The sequence below is a fragment of the Acutalibacter sp. JLR.KK004 genome, assembly GCF_036941085.1.
Classification (GTDB): domain Bacteria; phylum Bacillota; class Clostridia; order Oscillospirales; family Acutalibacteraceae; genus Acutalibacter.
Window position 1 is genome coordinate 145,891 of sequence record NZ_JAYMNQ010000002.1, and the last position, 21,627, is coordinate 167,517.

16 protein-coding genes and 4 pseudogenes are annotated in these 21,627 nt (G+C 53.3%); 9 read left to right on the top strand and 11 right to left on the bottom strand.

All coding sequences use genetic code 11. From position 1 onward, the window contains the following. Nucleotides 1-204: 204 nt before the first annotated feature. Nucleotides 205-1,113, top strand: a complete 909-nt coding sequence (gene truB / locus VSQ30_RS15070; RefSeq protein ID WP_334465075.1) for a tRNA pseudouridine(55) synthase TruB — start codon at nucleotides 205-207, stop codon at nucleotides 1,111-1,113. Nucleotides 1,114-1,220: 107 nt separating this feature from the next. Here truB and VSQ30_RS15075 read toward each other — a convergent pair whose 3' ends face one another. The 3 genes from VSQ30_RS15075 to VSQ30_RS15085 all read right to left on the bottom strand — a co-directional run bounded on the left by VSQ30_RS15075 (nucleotide 1,221) and on the right by VSQ30_RS15085 (nucleotide 2,761). Continuing rightward, on the bottom strand, nucleotides 1,221-1,670 hold the full coding sequence (locus VSQ30_RS15075; protein WP_334465077.1) for a hypothetical protein: 450 nt from the start codon (nucleotides 1,668-1,670) through the stop codon (nucleotides 1,221-1,223). A 198-nt stretch (nucleotides 1,671-1,868) separates the two neighbouring features. After that, nucleotides 1,869-2,312: a hypothetical protein gene (locus tag VSQ30_RS15080; protein WP_160641796.1), complete on the bottom strand. Its 444-nt coding sequence runs from the start codon at nucleotides 2,310-2,312 to the stop codon at nucleotides 1,869-1,871. A 14-nt stretch (nucleotides 2,313-2,326) separates the two neighbouring features. After that, a complete protein-coding gene (locus tag VSQ30_RS15085) occupies nucleotides 2,327-2,761 on the bottom strand; it encodes a cell wall hydrolase (protein ID WP_160641797.1) in 435 nt (144 codons plus the stop codon). 219 nt (nucleotides 2,762-2,980) lie between these two features. On the opposite strand from VSQ30_RS15085, the gene VSQ30_RS15090 reads away from it, so the two are divergent. The 3 genes and pseudogenes from VSQ30_RS15090 to VSQ30_RS15100 all read left to right on the top strand — a co-directional run bounded on the left by VSQ30_RS15090 (nucleotide 2,981) and on the right by VSQ30_RS15100 (nucleotide 7,414). Then, nucleotides 2,981-6,127 carry a PAS domain-containing hybrid sensor histidine kinase/response regulator gene (locus VSQ30_RS15090; protein WP_334465079.1) on the top strand — a complete coding sequence of 1,049 codons (3,147 nt, stop codon included), beginning with the start codon at nucleotides 2,981-2,983 and terminating at the stop codon, nucleotides 6,125-6,127. A gap of 368 nt (nucleotides 6,128-6,495) precedes the next feature. Next, a pseudogene (gene tnpA, locus VSQ30_RS15095) lies at nucleotides 6,496-6,939 on the top strand (IS200/IS605 family transposase); the annotation flags it as partial. A 94-nt stretch (nucleotides 6,940-7,033) separates the two neighbouring features. Continuing rightward, a complete protein-coding gene (locus VSQ30_RS15100; RefSeq protein ID WP_334465080.1) occupies nucleotides 7,034-7,414 on the top strand; it encodes a DUF2752 domain-containing protein in 381 nt (126 codons plus the stop codon). Between the two features lie 112 nt (nucleotides 7,415-7,526). Here the strand turns inward: VSQ30_RS15100 and VSQ30_RS15105 are convergent, their stop codons facing one another. Both VSQ30_RS15105 and VSQ30_RS15110 read right to left on the bottom strand, forming a co-directional pair. Next, entirely contained in the window at nucleotides 7,527-8,363 is an 837-nt protein-coding gene (locus VSQ30_RS15105; RefSeq protein ID WP_334465082.1) for a DegV family protein, read from the bottom strand. A 46-nt stretch (nucleotides 8,364-8,409) separates the two neighbouring features. Beyond that, a complete protein-coding gene (locus VSQ30_RS15110) occupies nucleotides 8,410-9,381 on the bottom strand; it encodes a carbohydrate kinase family protein (protein WP_334465084.1) in 972 nt (323 codons plus the stop codon). Nucleotides 9,382-10,091: 710 nt separating this feature from the next. Between VSQ30_RS15110 and VSQ30_RS15115 the strand changes: the two genes are divergently transcribed. Both VSQ30_RS15115 and VSQ30_RS15120 read left to right on the top strand, forming a co-directional pair. Further along, entirely contained in the window at nucleotides 10,092-12,656 is a 2,565-nt protein-coding gene (locus VSQ30_RS15115; RefSeq protein ID WP_334465085.1) for a hybrid sensor histidine kinase/response regulator, read from the top strand. 917 nt (nucleotides 12,657-13,573) lie between these two features. After that, nucleotides 13,574-14,400: pseudogene (locus tag VSQ30_RS15120) on the top strand (IS5 family transposase). A gap of 416 nt (nucleotides 14,401-14,816) precedes the next feature. On the opposite strand, the gene VSQ30_RS15125 reads toward VSQ30_RS15120, so the two are convergent. From VSQ30_RS15125 to VSQ30_RS15135, 3 genes and pseudogenes are all read right to left on the bottom strand, one after another. Continuing rightward, nucleotides 14,817-16,124: an IS4 family transposase gene (locus VSQ30_RS15125; RefSeq protein ID WP_334461212.1), complete on the bottom strand. Its 1,308-nt coding sequence runs from the start codon at nucleotides 16,122-16,124 to the stop codon at nucleotides 14,817-14,819. Nucleotides 16,125-16,228: 104 nt separating this feature from the next. Further along, a pseudogene (locus VSQ30_RS15130) lies at nucleotides 16,229-16,396 on the bottom strand (tyrosine-type recombinase/integrase); the annotation flags it as partial. Nucleotides 16,397-16,450: 54 nt separating this feature from the next. Continuing rightward, nucleotides 16,451-17,002, bottom strand: a complete 552-nt coding sequence (locus tag VSQ30_RS15135) for a hypothetical protein (protein WP_334465086.1) — start codon at nucleotides 17,000-17,002, stop codon at nucleotides 16,451-16,453. Between the two features lie 207 nt (nucleotides 17,003-17,209). Here VSQ30_RS15135 and VSQ30_RS15140 point away from each other — a divergent pair, with 207 nt between their 5' ends. Beyond that, nucleotides 17,210-17,452: a helix-turn-helix domain-containing protein gene (locus tag VSQ30_RS15140; RefSeq protein ID WP_334466054.1), complete on the top strand. Its 243-nt coding sequence runs from the start codon at nucleotides 17,210-17,212 to the stop codon at nucleotides 17,450-17,452. A 137-nt stretch (nucleotides 17,453-17,589) separates the two neighbouring features. Beyond that, nucleotides 17,590-18,138 carry a helix-turn-helix domain-containing protein gene (locus tag VSQ30_RS15145; RefSeq protein WP_334465088.1) on the top strand — a complete coding sequence of 183 codons (549 nt, stop codon included), beginning with the start codon at nucleotides 17,590-17,592 and terminating at the stop codon, nucleotides 18,136-18,138. Nucleotides 18,139-18,282: 144 nt separating this feature from the next. Here VSQ30_RS15145 and tnpA (VSQ30_RS15150) read toward each other — a convergent pair whose 3' ends face one another. Next, nucleotides 18,283-18,744, bottom strand: coding sequence for an IS200/IS605 family transposase (tnpA, locus tag VSQ30_RS15150; RefSeq protein ID WP_334462478.1), 462 nt, complete (start codon nucleotides 18,742-18,744; stop codon nucleotides 18,283-18,285). 296 nt (nucleotides 18,745-19,040) lie between these two features. Between tnpA (VSQ30_RS15150) and VSQ30_RS15155 the strand changes: the two are divergent. After that, nucleotides 19,041-20,251: pseudogene (locus tag VSQ30_RS15155) on the top strand (IS256 family transposase). A gap of 359 nt (nucleotides 20,252-20,610) precedes the next feature. Here the strand turns inward: VSQ30_RS15155 and VSQ30_RS15160 are convergent. Together VSQ30_RS15160 and VSQ30_RS15165 are read right to left on the bottom strand one after the other, a co-directional pair. After that, entirely contained in the window at nucleotides 20,611-21,051 is a 441-nt protein-coding gene (locus VSQ30_RS15160) for a hypothetical protein (RefSeq protein WP_334465090.1), read from the bottom strand. Nucleotides 21,052-21,077: 26 nt separating this feature from the next. Next, nucleotides 21,078-21,323 carry a helix-turn-helix domain-containing protein gene (locus tag VSQ30_RS15165; RefSeq protein WP_334465091.1) on the bottom strand — a complete coding sequence of 82 codons (246 nt, stop codon included), beginning with the start codon at nucleotides 21,321-21,323 and terminating at the stop codon, nucleotides 21,078-21,080. Nucleotides 21,324-21,627 lie beyond the last annotated feature (304 nt).

The following is a 21,627-nucleotide window of genomic DNA, read 5'->3' on the forward strand; positions in this document are numbered from 1 at the left end:
GGCAAACCTTAAATTAGTTTTAGGTTCCACCCCTTTTTCAAAAGGGGTGGCGGGGTTCTTAGGGGCAAAGCCCTAAGCCCTGAAACCTTTAATTTTGGAGAGGAGAGACAGTATGAAAAATACGAAGGAAAGGAAAGATACTGGGCACAAAGCGCTGTTATTTCATGGCTTTTTGTGCGTATCCTGTATCGCGCGGCGGTTTTTTTGAACGGCGTAATCGTGCTGGACAAGCCTCAGGGCTTCACGTCCTTTGACGCGGTGGCTGTGGTGCGGGGGCTTTCCAGGGAGAAAAAAATCGGCCACACAGGCACGCTGGATCCCATGGCAACCGGGGTGCTGCCCCTGCTGCTGGGCCGGGCCGCCAAGGCTTGCGACCTGCTGGCGGACACGGGGAAGGAATACCGGGCCTCCTTCCGGCTGGGAGAGCGGCGGGACACCGGGGACTGTACCGGACAGGTGGTGGAGACAGACGAAACCCCTGTAAGCCGGGAAAGGCTGGAGGAGGCCCTAACGGGCTTCCGGGGGGATATCCTCCAGGTGCCGCCCATGTATTCCGCTGTGTCTGTCGGCGGCAGGCGCCTGTATGAGCTGGCCCGCAAAGGGCTGGAGGTGGAGCGCAGGGCAAGGCCTGTCACCATTTTTTCCCTGGAGCTGGGCGCTTACGATGGGGAAGCCCGGGAAGGGGAACTGGCGGTTTCCTGCTCTAAAGGCACCTATATCCGGGTGCTCATTGAGGACATTGCCCGGGCGGCAGGCACGGCGGGCACCATGACGGCCCTGCGCCGCACCAGGGCCTGCGGGTTCTCCCTGGAGGACGCTTTGCCCCTGGAGCGCCTGAAAGAGCTGGCGGGCCAGGGGGAATTGCCTTCTGTGCTGCGGCCTACAGACTCCCTGTTTGCCGCCTGCCCGGCGGTTTCAGTGAGCGCCGCCCAAAGCGCCCGCTTTTTGAACGGGGGCTGGCTGGACACAGCCCGTCTGCGCCTGGCCCTGCCTCCGCCGGAGGAAGGAACCCTCTGCCGGATTTACGGGCCGGAAAGGCGCTTTTTAGGCCTGGGCCGCTGGCAGGGGGAGCTGGGGCGGCTGGACTTTGTGAAGCTGCTGGGGGAACTGTGAGAAACAGGAAAAGCTTCCGTTTGGCTTCATAAAAACGAATGAATGGAAGAAAAGAGCGCCTTTCCTTTACCCGGGAAAGGCGCTCTTTTTTTTGGCTGGCAGTCTCTTTACAGATCGGGCATTTCGTCCAAAGCTTCCAGTTGCGCCTGCTTTCCGGCAGGCCCGGCTTCCCGGAAAGCCTCTTGCAGGCGCGCCAGGCGCAGCAGGGATATGAGGATGCTCACAGCCCCCAGCTTCACGTCCATCATGTCCGGTGTTTCCCCGCTTTGGGCTTCCCGGGCTGCCAGCCCTTCCGCCTGCCGCTGGAATCCGAACAGGGCGCACAGCGTGATAAGGGACGCCGCCATCCGCACGTCTTCCGGCCCTGGGCCGCAGGCTTCCTCCCAGCCTGCAAGAAGCTTTGCCTGCTCCATGTCCAGGGAGCGGTATTGCAGGGCCACCCCCATTAGGATGGCGCCCAGAAGCCCCTGGGATTCCTCCAGCAGGCGCAGCGCCTCCTGCTTTTCCCGGGACGCCATATCCGGCACAGAAGCCCACAGCCCGCCTGTTCCCCGCATGTCCTCTCCCCCTTCCTCCAGGATTCTGATAGGCCAGGCGGGGGCGCTTTTGCCTGTTTTCCCGCCTGCTGGGGGAAGGGACAGGCAGATACTGCCTCCCGGCCTGGGTATGCCTGGATTTTCCCATACAGGACATTCTATGCAGCAGGGGCGGATTTTGACAAAAAAGGGCGATTCAGGCGGCGGGGCGCAAAGAGTTTACCGCCTGCGGCCCTGGGGCGCCATGCCCATGCCCGGTTCGCCGCTGACAGGGGGCAGAAGGTTGTAGTTATACCGGGGGCGGTCCCCGGGCATATAGAAATAGACGAAACGGACAGAGAAAATGTCGCAGACAATGAAGTTGTTGGCGTGCTCGTCATAGAGGGTGATGAAGCTGCGGCCTACAAAATAGAGCATTCCCTGTTTGCGGATAAGCTCGTTGGATCCGATAAGGAACTCGATAACCACGTAGTTTCCGATATTGTCCGCCAGAATGGCCTGCATGGAGCCTTGCATCTCCTCAGAGTCAAAGGTGGGCTGCACGGGGTGGCGGAAATTGTCCATTTCCCCCGCGCCTTCCGGCGTGCAGGTGTAGTCTGCCCGCCTGCGAAGCCGCTGCATGGCGGGGGAGTTTGTGCCCCGGTCTTTTGTGCTGTTATCCATAAGCTGTACCTCCTTCAGGTTTCCGCGTACTGGTCTGTGGGGTTATAAAAGCAGTGATCCCCGATGCGGATAACGAATTCCCCTACGGAAGAGGGGAAGTTATCCCGGCAGGTGGGCTTGAAGGGATTATAAAACCAGAGGGCAAAGCCCAGGTTTGTCAGGCGGCCCCCTGCCATGGCCCAGTCCGCGATTTGGAAATGTACGTCCGTAGGGCGCATATTGTAAAGGTTCTGCATGTTGTACTTCCCGCCTACGGTTTCCATGGCGCAGGTGAACTGCCGGGGCTGGTATACCACCTGCCGGACCGTATCCAGCCTGCCGTATTCCCCATACGTCACAATTACCCGGTTCATCACCACGCAGGCCACTGCCTGCATACCCGTCTCGCCTTCGCCGCCGGCTTCACATTCCACAATGCGGGCTAAAAGCTCCCTGTCGGAAAATGCCATCGGTTTTCCCAATCCTTCCTTCTTTTATTTTACCGCCTTGTCATATCTATGAAAGGGAAGGCCGCTGTATGCGGGGGAGGCCGGCTGTATTATCGGAGGGTTTTCCTGTAAAAAAAGCGCCGGAATATTGACACCGGGGCCGGGATTTTGTAAAATATAAGTGGGAAGAGTACGGCAGCCAATTGTGTATATTATTGCATACAGGAGTGAAAACAGTTTATGTATCGGTGCCATGTGCATTTGTATTGGGCCGGCCCTGCCGGGGCGGAGCTGGAAGCCTTCCAGGGGGAGGCGCCTTTAGAGGGCATGACCCATGAATTTTCCCAGAGCGAGGAGCCTGTGTGCAGGCTTGCCGCCAGGGCAGACGTGATTTTTGCCGATGTGCGGGGAAAAAACCCTGAAGAATTTCTGAAGCCCCTGCTGGAGTCTAAAAAGCCAGACGGGGATTTAATTGTGCTGGCAGATCAGGAACAGGCCCCAGGGTTGCCCCTTGGCGGCCTTTCAGACGTGTGGTTCCTGCCTATGGGCCAGGAAGAGGCCCGGTTCCGCTTTGCCCGGTGGCAGCAAGGGCATAAACAGAGGATGGATCTCTGGGAAACCCGGCAGTTCCTGGACGCCACCATTGACAGCGTGCCGAACCTGGTGTGGTATAAAACCTGGGACGGCATACACGAAAAGGTGAACGCCAGCTTCTGCCACACAGTGGGGAAAACCCGGGAGCAGGTGCAGGGCCAGGGCCACGCCTATATCTGGGACGTGGAGGAGGACGATCCGGCCTGCATCGAATCTGAGGCGGAGGTTATGCGCACGCGGCAGACCTGCGTGTCGGAGGAGCGGATACGCACAGGCGGAGGCGAGCGGCTTCTGACCACCTACAAGTCTCCCCTGTACGACTATGACGGCTCTGTTATGGGCACCGTGGGCGTGGCTATCGACATCACCCAGGAGCGCGCCTACGCCGAGGAGCTGGAGATGAAGAGCCGCACCCTGGAGACGCTGTTTACCTCCCTGGAATGCGGCGTGATGGTACATACCCTGGACGGCTCCCAGGTGCTGAGCATCAACCCGGCTGCTCTGGAAATACTGGGGTATGGCTGCCGGGAGGACATGATGGCCGGGGGCTTCCACATGATGGCAGACTCTGTGCTGGACGAGGACAAGGAGGCTCTGCGGCAGGTTATCACCTCCCTGAAAAACGAGGGGGACAGCGCCAGCGCCGAATACCGGGTGCGGCATCTTGATGGAAAAGTCTTACATGTAATGGGCAACATCAAGCTGATACGGGAAAACGGAGAGCTGGTGTGCCAGCGCTTCCTGCTGGACGTGACAGAGCAGAAGCAGAAGGAGCAAAGCGAGCGCCGCCGGCAGGAGGCCCTGATACACGCTTTGAGCATTGACTATAACCTGGTGTGCTTCTTTGATTTGGAAACCGGGGAGGGCCACGCCCTGCGCATTACAGGCTGCCCTTACGGGGACTTGGACGAGGCCTTCAGCGGCCCGCTGGAGCTTTCCCAGTGCATGAGCCGGTATATAGACAACTGCGTATTCCCGGACGACCAGGACATGATGCGGGAAACAGTCTCCCAGGACAACCTTATACAGGAGCTTTCCCAGCGGCAGATTTTTTACGTCAATTACCGTACCAACTGCAAGGGCGCTGAAGACATCCGGTATTTCCAGATGAAGGTAGTGCGCCTGGATTCGGAGAGCGAAAGCGGCCGGGTGGTGCTGGGCTTTCGGAGCATTGACGAGGAGACAAAGCTGGAGCTGGAAAAGACGAACCTTTTAAAGGACGCCCTGATGCAGGCCAACCGGGCCAGCCGGGCTAAAACTGTTTTCCTCAGCAATATGTCCCACGACATCCGCACGCCCATGAACGCCATTATCGGCTTTACGGCCCTGGCGGTTTCCCATATTGAGAGCCGGGAACTGGTGGAGGGATATCTGAAAAAGATTATGACCTCCGGCAACCACCTGTTAAGCCTGATAAACGATGTGCTGGACATGAGCCGCATTGAAAGCGGGAAGCTGCAGCTGGAAGAAAAGCCCTGCAGCCTGCCGGAGATTCTCCATGGGCTTCGGAACATTGTGCTGGCGGATGTACACGCCAAACAGCTTGAGCTGTATATGGACACAGTGGACGTGGTGCATGAGAACATTGTCTGCGACAACCTGCGACTAAACCAGGTGCTTCTGAACCTTTTGGGCAACTCCATCAAGTATACAGGCCCCGGGGGCATGGTGAGCATGCGCATTTCCGAGAAGCCTGGCGCGCCGGAGGGCTTTGCCCGCTATGAGTTCTGCATACGGGATACAGGCATCGGCATGAGCGAGGAGTTTGTGGCCCGCATTGCAGAGCCTTTTGAGCGGGAGCGCAACTCCACCACCAGCGGCATACAGGGCACTGGGCTGGGCATGGCTATCACCAAAAACATTGTGGACATGATGAACGGCACCATTGACATAAAGAGCAAACAGAACGTGGGCACAGAATTTACGGTATGCTTCACCTTTAAGCTGGATGGGGACGTGCCGGAATCCCAGACCATCCCCCAACTGCAGAACTGCAGGGCGCTGGTGGTAGACGATGACTTCAACACCTGCGACAGCGTTACCTGCATGCTGCAGGAAATCGGCCTGCGGGCTGAGTGGACTCTTTCCGGCAAGGAGGCTGTGCTGCGTACCCGGCAGGCTGTCATGCGGGAGGACGAGTACAGCGTCTATATCATTGACTGGCTGCTGCCGGACATGAACGGCATTGAGGTGGCAAGGCGGGTCCGCAAGGAAATAGGCGAGGAAGTGCCTATCATTGTGCTGACAGCCTATGACTGGTCGGATATTGAGGACGAGGCCAGGAGCGCGGGGGTTACCGCTTTTTGCAGCAAGCCCCTGTTCCTCTCAGAACTGCGGGACTGCCTGCAGTCTATTATCACAGAACGGGAGGACGGCGGGAAGGCGGAGGAAAAGCCTGCCCGCCGCACAGGGCATATCCTGCTGGCGGAGGACAATGAGCTGAACCAGGAAATTGCCGTGGCTATCCTGGAGGAGGCCGGGTTCACCATTGATGTGGCGGAAAACGGGCAGGCGGCTGTGGAAAAGCTGGAAAGCTCCCAGCCCGGGTATTACCGGCTGGTTTTGATGGATGTGCAGATGCCTGTGATGAACGGCTATGAGGCTACGCGGGAAATCCGCAGGCTGAAAAACAAGAAGCTTTCCCGCATCCCCATCCTGGCCATGACAGCCAACGCCTTTGAGGAGGATAGGCAGGAGGCCATCCGCAGCGGCATGAACGGGCATATACCCAAGCCTATCAATGTGGATACGCTGATGGAGGCCATGGACTCCCTGCTGGAGGAAGAAGAGTAACCGGCTGGGAATTTGTAAAGCTTGTTTGATTTTACATGTGCTTTCTTTGTGAGGGATTTGCTGTAAGTTTCTAAGACCTGCAAAACCCAGAACAGGCCTGCTTTTCCATACGCAAGGATGCGGAAAAATCTGGAAAGCGGTTTAAACACCAGGCTTTTCGCGTAAAACTGTTTGAATGCAATCAAAACCACCAGTTTACTGGTGGTTTTGATTATATTGTCTATGGAACCACCGGCTAAGCTGGTGGAGAACAGAGAAAGCGATAGCGAAGATTATAAAAAAGAAGACCTCCTTTGATATAATGGAAACGGGTAACGCCAAGCGCACCAAAAACAAAGGAGGTCAGTCCAAATGGACGAGCAAAGTTTATCGCAAGGCACTTGCGATTGCACATTACGAAGTGGAAGTGTCAATATCACATAGTAATCGTACCAAAGTATCGCAGGAAAGTAGTATACGGGAAACTGCGAGCGGATATAGGAAAAATCTTGAGGAAGCTATGAGAGTATAAGCATGTAGAAATCATAGAGGCCCACGCTATGCCGGACCATATTCACATGTTGCTGTCCATTCCGCCCAAGATGAGTGTGGGGGAGTTTATGGGATATTTGAAAGGGAAAAGCTCCTTGATGATATTCGAGCGGCATGCAAATCTGAAGTATAAATATGGCCGCAGAGTCTTCTGGGCAAAAGGATATTATGTAAGCACAGTAGGAGGAAATAAAAAGGCCATTCAGAAATACATCCAGGATCAGGAAAGGGAAGACCAGATCATGGATCAGATGAGTTTTAAAGAGTATGAAGATCCCTTTAAAGATTTAGAAGACACCTGTAAGATTTTTTTCCTGGCAAATTTCCGCCCCGCCTGCTATACTGGAAGAAGCACAGCGAAAGGGGAGAAACATCATGGACAAAAAACGGGTATGCAAAACCGCGGCCCTGCTCTGCGGGCTGGCCCTCTGCGGGGCCGCCGTCTACCTGCTGCGGCCCCCCTGCCTGATTTTGCAGCACACCGGCCTGTACTGCGCCGGCTGCGGCACCCAGCGGATGATAACCGCCCTGCTGCAAGGGGATATTCCCAGGGCCTTTTCCCATAACCCCTTTATGTTCCTTGCCCTGCCCCTGGGGGCGATCTATGCCCTGTGGGAAGGCTGGCGGTATGGGTTCGGAAAACCGCCCCTCTATAAAAGAAAGGGGACGCGCCTGGCTCTTTTAGGTGTGCTCCTGCTGGCAGCAGCCTTCACCCTGCTGCGAAACCTGCCGGGCTTCTCCCTGCTCGGCCCGTAGCGCCTGCCCCGCCTGCCCCTGCCGCCAGCAAGCTGGCGCCCTGGGGGAGGGCTGCGCCCTCCCGGCCCCGGCTTCGCCGGGGCGGCAGGCGGGCGGCCTTTTTGTTCCTTGCCTACTTCTTGATATATGCCAGCCCGCAGGCCCCGGGGCCTGTGTGGGTGCCCACAATGCTGCCAATGTCCAGCTTATGTACCTCCCGCTTTTTCAGCTCCCCGCTCATGAATTCCATAAAGTCATCCCGGGTCTGGGGCACAGCGGCATGTCCCACTGTCACGCTGTAGTCGGCGGAAATCGGCTCCTTGTCCACTAAGCCCTGCATAAACTTGAAAGCCGCTTTCTTCCCCCGGGCCTTGCCCACCACCTCAACCAAGCCGTCTTTCAGGGTGATAATGGGGCATATGCCCAGTATGCTGGCCACCAGGGCGCTGGTGGCGGAAAGCCTGCCGCCCATTTTCAAATACTTCAAATCGTCAATCAAGGCCCACAGCCGCACCCGGGGCACCAGTTCCTCCACCTGCCGGGCAATTTCCGCCCCAGGCAGGCCCCTGTCCCGCATTTTCACAGCCTCCTCCACCAGCAGGCCCAAAGCGAAGGTCACGTTCAGCGTGTCCGGCAGATAGATGTTCTCCGCCCCCAGGATGTCCTTTGCCACAGTGGCAGACTGGAGAGTGCCGCTCATGCGGGAGGAGATAAACAGGCACACCACCTCGTCCCCGCTGTCCTTGTATTCCGAAAATTTCTTTTCAAAGAAGGCCGGGGAAATCTGGGCGGTTTTAGGCAGCTCGCTTGCCTGGGACAGCTTTGCGTAAAACTCGTCGTTTGTAATGTCTATGTTAGCCCGGAAGCTTTCCTCCCCGAAATTCACCGTAATGGGCAGCATCTCCACGCCCAGTTCCTCGCACCGCGCAGGGCTTAAATCGCAGGAGCTGTCCGTTAAAATCTTTACCATATGCAGTCAGCCTTTCTCTCACTTGTATTATTATCACACGCTGCCTTTACAGCTTCAAAAGGGGCACTGTTTTGCGGCACGCCTCAATGGCAGCCGCGTCCGGCAGGGCCGGGATGGCCCCTGTTTTGGTGGCGCATACAGCCCCGGCGGCATTTGCGAAGTCCACAAAGCCCTCCAGCTCCTCCTGGGCAAGCTCCCCGGGCTTTTTGCCGCTCTGCACAATTTTCGCCAGCAGCGCCCCGAAGAAGCTGTCGCCAGACCCGGTTGTGTCCTTCACCTGGGTGTCATAGGTGTTCTTCCGGAAGGAATAGCCCTGGGTGAACACAGCGCACCCCTTGGGGCCCATGGTCACCACCACCACGCTGACGCCCTTGGCAAGCAGGGCCTTGGCCCCTTCTTCCATGCCCTCCCGCGCAGTCAGCAGGGAAAGCTCCTCGTCGGAAACCTTCATAATGTCTGCCTGGGGAACCAGGCTGCGCATCCGGGCCACGCCCTCCTCCTGGCTGGGCCACAGGGGCGGCCGCCAGTTGGGATCATAGGCCGTCACCTTCCCCTGGCTTCTGGCATACCCCACCAGCTCCTCCACAGCGGAGCGGGAAGGCTCCGCTGTCAGCAGCAAAGAGCCAAAGCATAAAAGCCCGCACTGATCTATCAGCCTCCGCTCCTGCTCCCCGGCAGCAAGACGGGTGTCCGCGCCGGGGTTGCGGTAAAAGCTGAAGTCCCTGTCCCCTGTTTCACTAAGCTGGACAAAGGCCAGGGTGGTGGCGTAGTCCGGATCCTGGGAAAGGCCCTGGGTTTCCACGCCGCAGCCCTGCAGGGTGTCCGCAAGGAAATCCCCGAACATATCCTTCCCCACCCGGCCTAAAAACCCGGCGGACACCCCGGCCCGCAGGGCCTGCACCGCCACATTGGCAGGCGCCCCGCCTGGATTGCGGGCAAAAAGCAGCCTGCCGTCCTCTGTTGTCCCTACAGGGGTGAAATCAATCAAAAGCTCGCCCATGGATAAAAGCTGTGCCATGTTTATCTTCCTTTCTATATGTATGTCCCGGAGCCGCCGCACCATCGCCGCGCATGGAAACTGCCGGTACAGCTTCTCAAAAATATACTCTACTATATAATACCTCTTGCGGGGCCTTTTGGCAAGATTTTTCCAAGGGATTTTTCTAAAAGAAAAGGCCCCTGGCAGAAGGGCCACCCCGCACAAGGACAACAACAAAATAACTGTTCAGAGCACGCTGAAGACTTGCTGGCGCTTGAAGGATAATAGATTTCCGTCCCAAAAGGAACTGAGATTCGCTGTAAGACTGTCAAACAAATTGGACAAGGAATTCGAGAGGGGAAAGCCAGACGGGGGGACGCGTCGGTAAGTTGTTGGGAGGCTTTTGAAACCGTTGTCAGTCTGGACACATTCCACACGGATGCCCCCGCGGGCGTACCTCTTCACCAACCGTTTCAAAAATCCGGCAGGCGAGAGGAGTCCCATGGTTTTACGCCGCAGATATAAAATGCGCTGTCTGGACACACCCTTTCTGCTGCATATTATTGACACGGTCAGGCGGAACATGGTATTATAACATAGATTTTTCGGTGGATTTGTGAGGACAACAGAAAACGATACCAGCATTGTGAGATAGCAATTTATTTTTGGGAAAAGCGTTTCGGCATATTTTTGGAAATGCGCTGGGGAAGCGCGGACTGGGAATCGTTTAATACGGAGGGCAGGCATATATGGATTATTCAGGGGAGCTGTTGGAACGGGCTTTGGAGGCTCACGAGCAGCACAGCGGCATGCGAAGCGTTCAGAATTTGGAAGCTGTTATCAACGAGGGCCTGCGCGTGGCCCTGCTGGAGGAGACGCCGGATCAGTCGCTGCAGGTGTTGCTGGAGCATCTGGGGAATGCGCTGAGCGGGGAACGGACCTATATATTCGAGCAGAACGAGTCTGGCTGCGATGATAATACTTATGAATGGGTGGCCGAGGGGGTGGAGCCAGAAAAAGACAGCCTCCAAAACGTCCCTCCGGAGGTGTGTGCAAGCTGGTACCGGAAGTTCCGCGTTGGCAAGCACATTGTCATTGGAAGCCTGGAGGATATCCGGGAGACAGAATCGCTTCAGTATGAAAACCTGAAGAGGCAGGGCGTACATTCCCTTGTGGTGGTTCCCCTGTATGACGGCAAAAAACTCATCGGCTTTTACGGCGTGGACAACCCTCCTGTAAGGTCGCTGGAGTATGCGTCGAATATGCTCCAGACCGCGGCATACTTTATCGTATCCTCCCTGAAACGGCGGAATCTGGTTCGGGAACTGCAAAAGCGGAGCTATAACGTGCTTCACGCCCTTAGCATGGACTATCTTGGCATATATAAGGTGAATTTCGACACAGGCGAATGCGAGGTTTACCGCAACAGCGGGCAACTGGAAGTGGATTGGGCGGTTAATTTCCAGGACGGCTACGCGGCGGCAATGGAGCGGTATATTTCCACCTATGTGGTTCCCCGGGATCGGGACCGGCTTCGCACGGTGACAAACAAAGGCTATGTGCTGGCCCGGCTTAAGGCCAAGAAAAAGTTCTCGGTGCGATACCAGGTAGAAGGCTGCGCCTCCGGGCTGAAGCACCTGGAGATTCATTTTTCCGCCACTGAGGATACAACGGCGGAAAACTGCGCCATTTTCGCCCAGCGGGATGTGAATGCCCTTGTAGAGCAGGAGGAGAAGTACAAGCTGGAGGCAAGGCAGAGCCTGGAGGATATTCTGGAGGGGGCGCGGACTGGCATCTGGACTATAGAGCTGGAAGACGGCTGCCAGCCCAGAATGTATGCGGACAGAACCATGCGGATTCTCCTGGGCGTGCCGGAGGAAATTGAACCGGAGGCGTGCTACCGGCACTGGTTTGAAGGCGTTGATCCGGATTATGTAGAGATGGTGGAGGAAGCAGTGCGGGAGATGCTGAAAAGCGGGCGTTCTGAAGTGGTTTATCCCTGGAACCATCCAAAGCTTGGGAAGATCTATGTCCGCTGCGGCGGCGTGCCGGACAAAACCTTCAAAAAGCCCGGCGTCAGCCTGAACGGATACCACCAGGACATCACGGAGACTATGGTGACGAGGAAGAAGCAGGAGCAGTCCATCATGGAGCTTCTGGAGCGGGTGAGGCAGGCGAACTCGGCAAAAAGCGAATTCCTCTCCCACATGTCCCATGATCTCCGCACGCCTATCAACGGGATTCTGGGCATGCTGGCTATTCTGGAAAAAAGCCAGCACGACGCCCAGCGGCAGCAGGAATGCCGGAAGAAGATCCGCGTGTCAACAGAGCATTTGCTGTCCCTGGTGAACGACGTTTTGCAGGTCAGCAAGCTGGAGAGCGGAAGGCCAGCGGCAGTGGAAGAGCCTTTTGACCTTCACGAGGCGCTGGAAGACTGCATTATGATTCTGTCTCCCCTGGCAGAGGAGCGGGAAATCCGGCTGGAGCTGGAGGATTCCGGGCTGCGGCACAGCAGGGTCATCGGAAATCCGCTGCATTTGAAACAAATTATGACCAACGTCATCGACAATGCGCTGCGGTATAACCGGCCCTATGGCGCTGTTTTCGTCCGGGCTGAGGAAACCTCCTTCCACGACGGGACGGCAAACTGCCGGTTTGTTATTGAGGACACTGGAATCGGCATTGGAGAAGATTTCAAGAAGCATATTTTTGAGCCGTTCACACAGGAGCATCAGGGCGCGAGAACCAACTATAACGGCGTGGGGCTTGGCATGTCTATCGTAAAGAAGCTGGTAGATCAGATGAAGGGGACAGTGAAGATAGACAGCCAGGTTGGCAAGGGGAGCGTGGTTCAGATCACGCTTCCTGTCCGGGCCGATGAGGCGGGAAATGGAGCGTCCACAGACGAGAACTGGAGTATGCCGGAGAATATTGCCGGGATGCGCGTGCTTTTGGTGGAGGACAATGAGATCAACTGTGAGATTGTGGAGTATATTCTCCGGGACGCAGGCGTGGCGGTTGTAACTGCCAACAACGGAAAAGCTGCTGTGGACGCGTTTGCGGGGGCTGAGCCAGGGGCCTTCGACTGCGTGCTCATGGATTTGATGATGCCGGTCATGAGCGGATATGAGGCGGCGCGGGTGATCCGCGGCCTGGGCAGGAGCGATGCGGAAACTGTGCCCATCATAGCGCTGTCCGCCAACGCTTTCGACGAGGATATTGCAATGGCAAAGGACGCCGGGATGAATGAGCACCTGGCAAAGCCGGTGGATCTCCGGAAAATGTTCCAGGCCATGAGCCGGCTGAAAGGCTGACAGAGCGGGAAGGGGAAGGTCGGCTAGGCAGGCCTCTTTTGCCTGTTTAAAACTGTGGGGAGGGAAAGCAACGCTTTCTCCCGTTCTTTTGAAACCAGCATAGCCGCGATCGTCTGCTCCCTTGTTTTTGTGTTTTCTTTTCTTGGCATGTCTGCTTACCATACGGACGAAAACACGATGGAGGATATGGGCGCCGCCGCTGGTTTGGCACGGGTTACAACAGGCGCAGCGTGGCAGAAGCGGGCGGGGCTATGTCCTGTTCACCGGGCGGCTGCCGGCGGATACCTCTGCGGCCTGGGGCCCCGGCATCTGGAAATTCAGCTTCATTGGGGCTTCGCTTTCTTGCCCGCCATAGTTCCCGGTCAAACAGTCTTGTTTTATGATCAAGGCTGTCTTACAGAACCGCCCCGTTTCGGGAAGGCAAGCAGATGTTTTCTCGGTAGCCCATGTCTCTTTCCACCCGGAAAACGGTCATGGTAAATCACTCCTTTCGCTGTGGGGCTGTTACGCGGTAGAAGCGCGGTTTCGGCGGATAAGGTATAACCCTGCCGCGCCAGATACGCGCCTGCAAAACCACTTGCAGCAAGGATTTTGCCGTTTTCTATAAAAGGCTTGTAAGAAGCTATAAGGCGATTTCCGTCTATAAAAGCAATAAAAAATATTGCGAAAGAGTTAGAGCTTGTTTTAAAGCCAGCAAAATGCCAGTAATTTGTTCAGGGCGGGCGGTTTCAAGACGAAGAACCGCAAATCAATACCACGCCCGAAGGATGTGGTATGAATAATAAGCCCTAAAAGGGCATAATACCAGCAGCGCCTAAAGGCGCACAATGAGAAACGCCAACCGCACTTTGGTTAGGCGTTTCTTTACTTACATTAGACCTCTTGCGAAAATAAGAATAGTGCGATAAAATAGAAGCATGAAATACGAAAAGATAGCGGAATATTCAAACACAAAATTTCGGAGAATTACCGGGGTAAAGCGAGTAACATTTGACAAGATGGTAGAAATTCTGCAAAAAGGATATGCGGAAAAGCACCGGCGCCGTGGGAGGACGCCAAAGCTGAGCATAGAGGATCTGCTGCTGGCCACCCTGGAATATCTGCGGGAATACCGTACCTATGCCCATATAGCGGCCAGTTATGGGATAGCGGAAAGTAATATCTACCGAGGAATCAAGTGGGTGGAAGACACGCTGATAAAGGATGGAACGTTTTCGCTGCCAGGACGGAAAGCGCCGCTGAAAAGTGATGCCGAGTATGAGGTGATTCTGGTTGACGCAACGGAATCGCCCATTGAACGACCTAAAAAAAGCAAAAGCGATACTATTCCGGAAAGAAAAAGCGGCACACACTGAAAACACAGCTGCTTGTCAGCCTTCAAACCGGAGAAATCATTGCACTGGCATTTTCTAACGGAAAGAGGCATGATTTTTAACTATTCAAGGATTCTCATGTCCATGTCAAGGCAGAAACGGTGTTGGAGGCAGATACCGGATACCAAGGTCTTGCTCTGATACACGCCAATTCTCTTCTGCCGAAAAAGCGTTCCAAGAATCATCCGTTGTCCAAACAAGAACGCAAAGATAACCGCAAGATTTCAAGGGAACGTATCCAGGTTGAACACGCTATCCGCTTTGTCAAAAGGTTTCGCATTCTCTCTGAACGCTATCGCAACCGCAGGCATCGTTTCGCGCTTCGCTTTTCTTTGATGGCTGGTATCTGCAATTTTGATCGCTTTGCCTAATTTCGCAAGAGGTCTAATAAAAAAGCCGGTCGCTTGTTTTGGGGATTGCCCTCCAGCGACCGGCTATGTATTTCTACCATGAGAGGGCCAACAGATCATCTCCGCTGGCCCTCTCATTTCGTTCTATTCTGCTGTTGTGATAGTTCGGTTCCTGCCGCAAAGCCAAAATGCCGTTTTGCTATCCACGTCTTCGCACTTTCGAAATCCAGCGTTTTGAGATGCAAAAAACCGCGTAGTTACGCGGTTTTTTGCTGTTTATTCCTACACCCCGCGAAAACACTGGGTTTATGCGGGGGCATAGCCATGTTTTCTCCCTTTTGCCCCTCATTTTGTCCCTTACCAGCTTCCCATAAGGGACACTTTCTTACTCCCCACTCGCCCAATGCCATTAAGTTAAGCGCCCCCAAAGAGCCCCGCTATCGTGCCGGAAGATAAAACCAAGAAATCCGATTACCCGAGGAAACAGGTCTCTGGAAAGCCCGTCCCCGCCTTACCGGAAAGCGTTTTCTGTAAAGCAACCCTTCCAGTTCTCGAAAAGGTTTCCGTAAGAAAGCACAGCAGGCAAAGACAGCGTCGGAAAAATTGAGGCGCTGTTTTTGTTTTGTGTTGTGGCAGGAAAGCTTCACGTTCCAGGCTGCTGCCTGTGCAAAGTTAAAAATCAGGAAAGCAGCAAAAACCTCCTGTAAAATAAGTTCTGGAATTTTGGAGTGGAGATGAATGAGCGCCACTGAATATTTCAGGCTGCGGAAAGATGTTTCGATGCCCCAGCGTTTGGCGTAAAGAGCTTTCAAAGTTTCGGGCGGAAATTGATTTTTATTCAGATTTGTCAGGAAGGTTTCCGTTTTTCCATTGCAGAAATTTACGCGTACGATACGGAAAGAAAGCCGGTAAAAGCCAACGCTTTCTACAGGCAGGAAATCGAAAACACGCTGACTTGTAAGCTTATAATAATCTGCCGGAACAGGGATATTTCTTGTTTCCAGTTTTCGTTTTGTGAGGCGCCCCAAAGTGAGGCTTGCGGGTATATCAAATTCGGGAAAACAAGGAAGTTTTACACCAAAAACCGAATCCCTTTCCTTCAGGCGGATGACATATTTCCATCCCCGGTTTTCCAGATGCGCCAAGTTGTTCAGGGACGCATAGTTCCGGTCAGCTAAAAGGATAACCGGCTCTGAAATCCGCGAACGGTCTGTCATTTCACACAGAGCTTTGCCTTCATTTTTCTCGTGTTCCTTTTGGACAATTAAGTCTGTATAAATGCCGTTTTCCAAGTCAAAAAGAGCGTTTATCAGGTGCTTGTTCCAACCGTGCTGGCGGTCTGTTCCGGGCAGATAAGAAAGCAAATCTGCAGGGTATGCTGATGATTTCAAGGACGTTCCATCCACTGCCAGCAGCCGATATCCCCGGTACTTCTTTTCGGGGGTAAGTGAATTTGAAAAGCTGTGAAATAAGTCCTCCAAGGCTTTAGGCAAAAGCTTTTTCCGCTGCTGCACAAAGGCGGAGGCAGAAGGTGTTTTTTCTTGAAAACGGAAAGCTTTCATGAGATTTTTGCCCACGCTTTCACAGCTCATGGTGAGCAAGAAGAAAATGATATTTTCAAAATCCAGCGCCCTGCGGCGGGTGAAATCCCGTCCCGGCCGGCTGGCGTAAATTTGGGGATTCTTTCCCATTTTCCTTACCTGAGACAGCAGCTTTTTTCGTAAGTTTTTTGCGGTTTGTTTCATTTTATAAGCCCCTTGAAGTTTTTATTTTTCAAGGGGCTTCGCCGCATATTTTTCTCATTTTGTCAAGGGCTTTTTGCCGGTTTCTTTATCTTTTTACAAAATGCTTAACTTAATGGCATTGCCCCACTCGCCAGCTTGTCCAACAGCCTGGCTGTCGCCCTTTTGGAGTCTCTTTCAGCGTGGGCATAGACATTCATGGTTGTACGAATGTCAGCGTGCCCCAGCAGCTCTTGTACATCCTTGGGGGTCGCGCCGTTTGCCAGCAGGTTACTTGTATAAGTGTGCCCTTACGGTATAATATAGACAAATCGAGAAACCCAGTGATATCAAGGGGTTTCGGGTTTGTCCTTATTCTTTTTCCAGTAATCATCAATTAGTCGTTTTAGTTTTTCAGCTTTTTTCTTTGAAATCCTTCTGGTGAAACAGACAGCGGACGGAAGAATCTGAGGAGCACCTACTATGCTATGGTAAGAAATGTCATTTTTGGATGAGAGATAAATGAACCACTGTGTATATCGTTCCAAACAGGACGCTGAGATGTTTTTTTCTTGCCACCTTTTCAAAAAGGAAATGTAGGCAGGATATAAAACTGTGCCCTTCAATTTCTCTGCAAATACGCACTTTTTCACCAGGACACGAAAACTACTTTCTTCTACCGGCCCTCTAACTAATAAGTCCATGGAAATACACAGCACATCACAGATTTTAGAAATCTGGCTTATAGACAAATTCGCTCCTTGACATTCCAAGAACCGTGTAAGTTCATTACAAGGGATAGAGATGGACTCAGAAAACTGTGGCTCGTCAATTTTTCTTGTATCAAGGTAACGCCGAATCTGATAGGCTAATTCATAACAGCTGATCTCTTCAATAGTCACTTCACGCCATCCTATCCTCGTTTTTTATTTTTTAGAAAATCCTTAAATAAAGGTATATCCTGTATTTAGGTTTGAAAGTGGCTTAAAATATCTGTACAATACATATCGTATAGATAGCACTGTACAGGAGGGGTAAGTGTGCAAAACCTCAGGCATCTAAGACTTGAAAAGGGATACAGCCAGCTTGAAATGGCGGGTGAATAGGGTATTCCGCAGTCTACTTATCAACAGTATGAGGCGGGAATCAACGAACCAAAGTTTTCTACCCTGATTCAGATAGCAGACTACTTTGACGTTTCTATTGATTATCTAATAGGGCGTACCACTGTCCGGAAATCATGGGATAAAGCTGGAGATCGGATGATATCAGAACTCTCCTGCCTGCGTAATTCCAGAGCCAAGGAGGCAATCCTTACCCTGCTTAGGGAAATCCGCCAGGAGGAAAAGTAGATCTCCATACTTATAATAATAAACCACTGAATCCGTTGTGTAAAGGGTAATTTCTATACAAATTAAGTTGTTTTTCTTTTCCCCTTCACCTGCTATACTGAAATAGTAAAATGCTGGGATAGGATGGCGCATACTCTATGGTGAAAAATTTGCGGATGCTTCGGGAAAGCCGAAAGCTCTCCCAGGAAAAACTAGCAGCCTTGACTGGGCTGACTGCAAGGCGGATTTTTTCATATGAACAGGAATCAACTGAACCGGATATAGAAACCCTTGCCTCACTTGCGGATTTTTTCGGGGTTACGATTGATTTCCTTGTGGGCCGCACTGTGTTTGGAGCAGCTTCCGAATCGACCAACTCTCTGCAGCTTAAAAAATTTGGCGAACGAGTCAAACAGTATCGGGAAGAGAAGGACATAGAGCGTGCAGAGCTTGCAAAGCGTGTGGGCGTGACATCTGCCTATTTGGGTTTGATTGAAAATGGAGGAAAAATCCCCAAGTTGGAAACATGCATAAAAATCTTGAACGCGTTGGGAATGTCCGCCGATGCTGCCTTTATGGACAGTTTAGATGCCGCCGCACCACAGAAGGCCGGCATGCTCCAGAGCCAGATTGCAGCGCTGCCCCCTGAAAAGCAGAGGTTTGTGCTGAACCTGCTGGAATCTATGATACAAGCAGTGCAGGAGTGATTTTTGGCAACCCTCCTTCACATATCAATACCACGCCCAAAGGACGTGGTATGAATGATAAGCCCTAAAAGGGCATGATGCCAGCAGCGCCTAAAGGCGCAGAATGAGAAACGCCAACCGCACTTTGGGTTTGGCGTTTCTTTTTTACACTTCTTCTAAATCTTTAAAGGGATCTTCGTACTCTTTAAAGCTCATCTGATCCATGATCTGGTCTTCTCTTTCCTGATCCTGGATATACTTCTGAATGGCTTTTTTGTTTCCTCCTACGGTGCTTACATAATATCCTTTGGCCCAGAATACTCTACGCCCATATTTGTATTTCAAGTTCGCATGTCTCTCAAATATCATCAGGGTACTCTTCCCTTTCAGATATCCCATAAATTCTCCCACGCTCAACTTTGGCGGTATAGAAAGCAGCATGTGGATATGATCGAGCATTGCATGGGCTTCTATGATTTCCACATGCTTGTATTCACATAGCTTCCTCAGGATTTTCCCTATATCTGCCCGCAGTTTCCCATATACTACTTTCCTGCGATACTTTGGTACGATCACAATGTGGTATTGACATTTCCATTTTGTATGTGATAAACTTTGCTCGTCCATTTGGACTGACCTCCTTTGATTTTTGTGCGGTTGGCGTTACCCGCTTCCATTATATCAAAGGAGGTCTTTTTTTATAATCAACGCTATCGCTTTCTTCGGTCTCCGCCGGCATAGCCGGTGGTTGCTCTTATAATAGAAAGGCAGCGGCCTCATTGTGCGTGAGGCCGTTGCCTTTTGTACCATGTAGATACTTCGATAAGGTAGAATAAGTTTCGCAAAAAGGAAAAGAGACATAGTTTGCAGAATTCTGGTAGAATGAAGTTACCACACACCATTCCTAAAGGAGACAGCAAACCATGTCTGAGAAGATTGTACAGCTAAACGAGGAAGTAATCAAGTGTCAGATCAAGGAACTTGTGCAAGGCAGCGTGGAGGAAACGCTGAACGAGCTGCTGGAGGCAGAGGTAGAGAAGTTGACCCAGGCGGCGCGGTACGAGCGCAATGAGCAGCGGCAGGGGTACCGCAGCGGCCACTACAGCCGTAATCTCACCACGACTTCCGGTGATGTCACCCTGAAGGTGCCCAAACTCAAGGGGATCTCTTTTGAGACTGCCATTATCGAGCGGTACCGCCGACGGGAGAGCAGTGTGGAGGAAGCGCTTATCGAGATGTATTTGGCTGGGGTGTCAGTCCGGCGGGTGGAGGATATCACCGAGGCGCTGTGGGGCAGCAAGGTATCTCCGGCCACCATCAGCGAACTGAACAAGAAAGCCTACGTCCATATCGAGGATTGGCGGAATCGGCCCTTGCAGGGCGGCAGATATCCCTACATTTATGTGGACGGGATCTATCTGCGGCGGAACTGGGGCGGAGAGTATGAAAATGTGGCAATCTTGGTGGCAATTGCGGTAAATGAGGATGGATACCGTGAGGTTTTGGGTGCCGCCGAGGGGATGAAGGAGGACAAGGCCAGTTGGGCCAGCTTCTTCCAATGGCTGCGTGGCCGCGGTCTGGACGGGGTCAAGCTGGTGGTTGGGGACAAGTGCCTGGGGATGCTGGAGGCTGTGGGAGAAGTGTTCCCGGAGGCCAAGTACCAGCGCTGTACGGTCCGCTTTTACCGCAATGTGTTCTCGGTAACACCTCGCTCCAAGGTAAAGCTGGTAGCCAAGAGATGCTCAAAAGATTTGCTTCGCAAACTTTGGCGATCCATGCTCAGGAGAGCAAAAAAGCCGCCCGGGAGAAGGCGAAAGCAGTTGTAGAGGAACTTCGTTCCATGAAACTGAAAGAAGCCGCCAAGAAGGTAGAAGATGGCATCGAAGAGACGCTTACCTACTGCGATTTTCCCAGCGAACACTGGACGCGCATCCGCACCAATAATGTCATTGAACGGCTTAACAGGGAAATCCGCCGCACCCGTGTGGTGGGCTGTTTCCCGGACGGAAACTCCACCCTCATGCTGGTCTGTGCCAGGCTGCGCCATGTAGCCGGTACTCAGTGGGGCAGTAAGAGGTACATGAATATGAAGCACTTAGAGGCAAGCCTGGAAGGCGTCTCTATCGCTGGCTGACTTCTTTCCCACAGAACCTGCTTACTATTTTGCGAAAAACTCTTGACACTACCCACTTGTCCCCAACCACCAGCTTGACCCCGTCCAGACCGCGGCCACGCAGCCATTGGAAGAAGCTGACCCAACTGGCCTTTGCTGTCTCCTTTCGGAATGGTGTGTGGTAGCTTCATTCTACCAGAATTCTGCAAACTATGTCTCTTTTCCTTTTTGCGAAACTTATTCTACCTTATCCGGATAAAACTCGTGATGTTCGACTGTCCGCTTGTCGCAAAATTCCACGTCCGGGTTATGCTTATCGAACCAAAACATTTTGCTACCACACGCAACGTCGATTATTCTCTTGTGGCTACTTTCCCCGCTCATGCCTCTACCTCCTCCGCCGCAAGGCTCAACCACCATAGCGGATTGTTTAGGGCTCTGTTCTCGCACCCGCCGCACTCCTCCGCCGAGCAAGCGTCGCAATACCGACGGTGAAAAGCCTCGTCCCACGGCCCCGAGAGCACGGGTAGGGAGGAGAGGAAAGCGGCGAGGGCCTCCGGGCTCGCTGTGATTTTCTCGAAATCCGTCGCCGCGTGTCCCCGGCGCATACGCTCGGCTACCCGGCTCCGCTCCTGCAATCCCGCCGCCCGCAAATCCTCGGCGGCGGTCGCCCCGTAAAGCTCGAAAACCGTCCTCGACGTGTTCATAGCCGCGAGCTCTGCCCGGCGGTATTCCTCCGAGCCCTCCGGGAATAGCTCCAAATCCGCCGCCACACGGAGGTACGTCTCGCGGAGGCTTTTCAAAATGCCGTTTTCTTTCATGGTATAAGTAAAATCCCCTCTCGGATTTATTTTTCTGCCTTTCTCCGGCCCCTGTTCCTGATAGAGAGCCGTACCGCCCGCTCCGCCGCCTCCGCCGAGTACGCCGGGCGGAAATGCTTGTCGAGCTCGCCCGTCTCGCCCCGCTTGAGCTCCCGGTAAATGGTCGCGGTCGTTACCCCGATCGCCGCCGCGATTTCGCTCGGCCTCATGTCGTCGTTATAGAGCCGCTCAATTTCCCGCCGCTTGCCGAGCGTCAAACAAATTCCCGCCATTTTCCCGCCTCCTCTCTCTGTTTTTCGATAAAAAAATAGTGCGTCCGAGCTAAATAGCTCTTTCGCACTTAATGATATACCGCGCCGACACTCCCCCTTTCAAAAAAACACTTCCCTTTATACAAAATCTATGGTATACTAAATATTTGAAACCGGCTGTTCAGGCCTTGGCGCGGCGCAAAGCCCCCGAAGGCAAGAACATGCAGTTTTTTGCCGAGAATGCCCGCATTGTGGGGATGATGCCTGCGCCCCTGACGCGGATATTCCCGCTTTTATTCTGTTTTTTAACAAAAATATCAGGAAA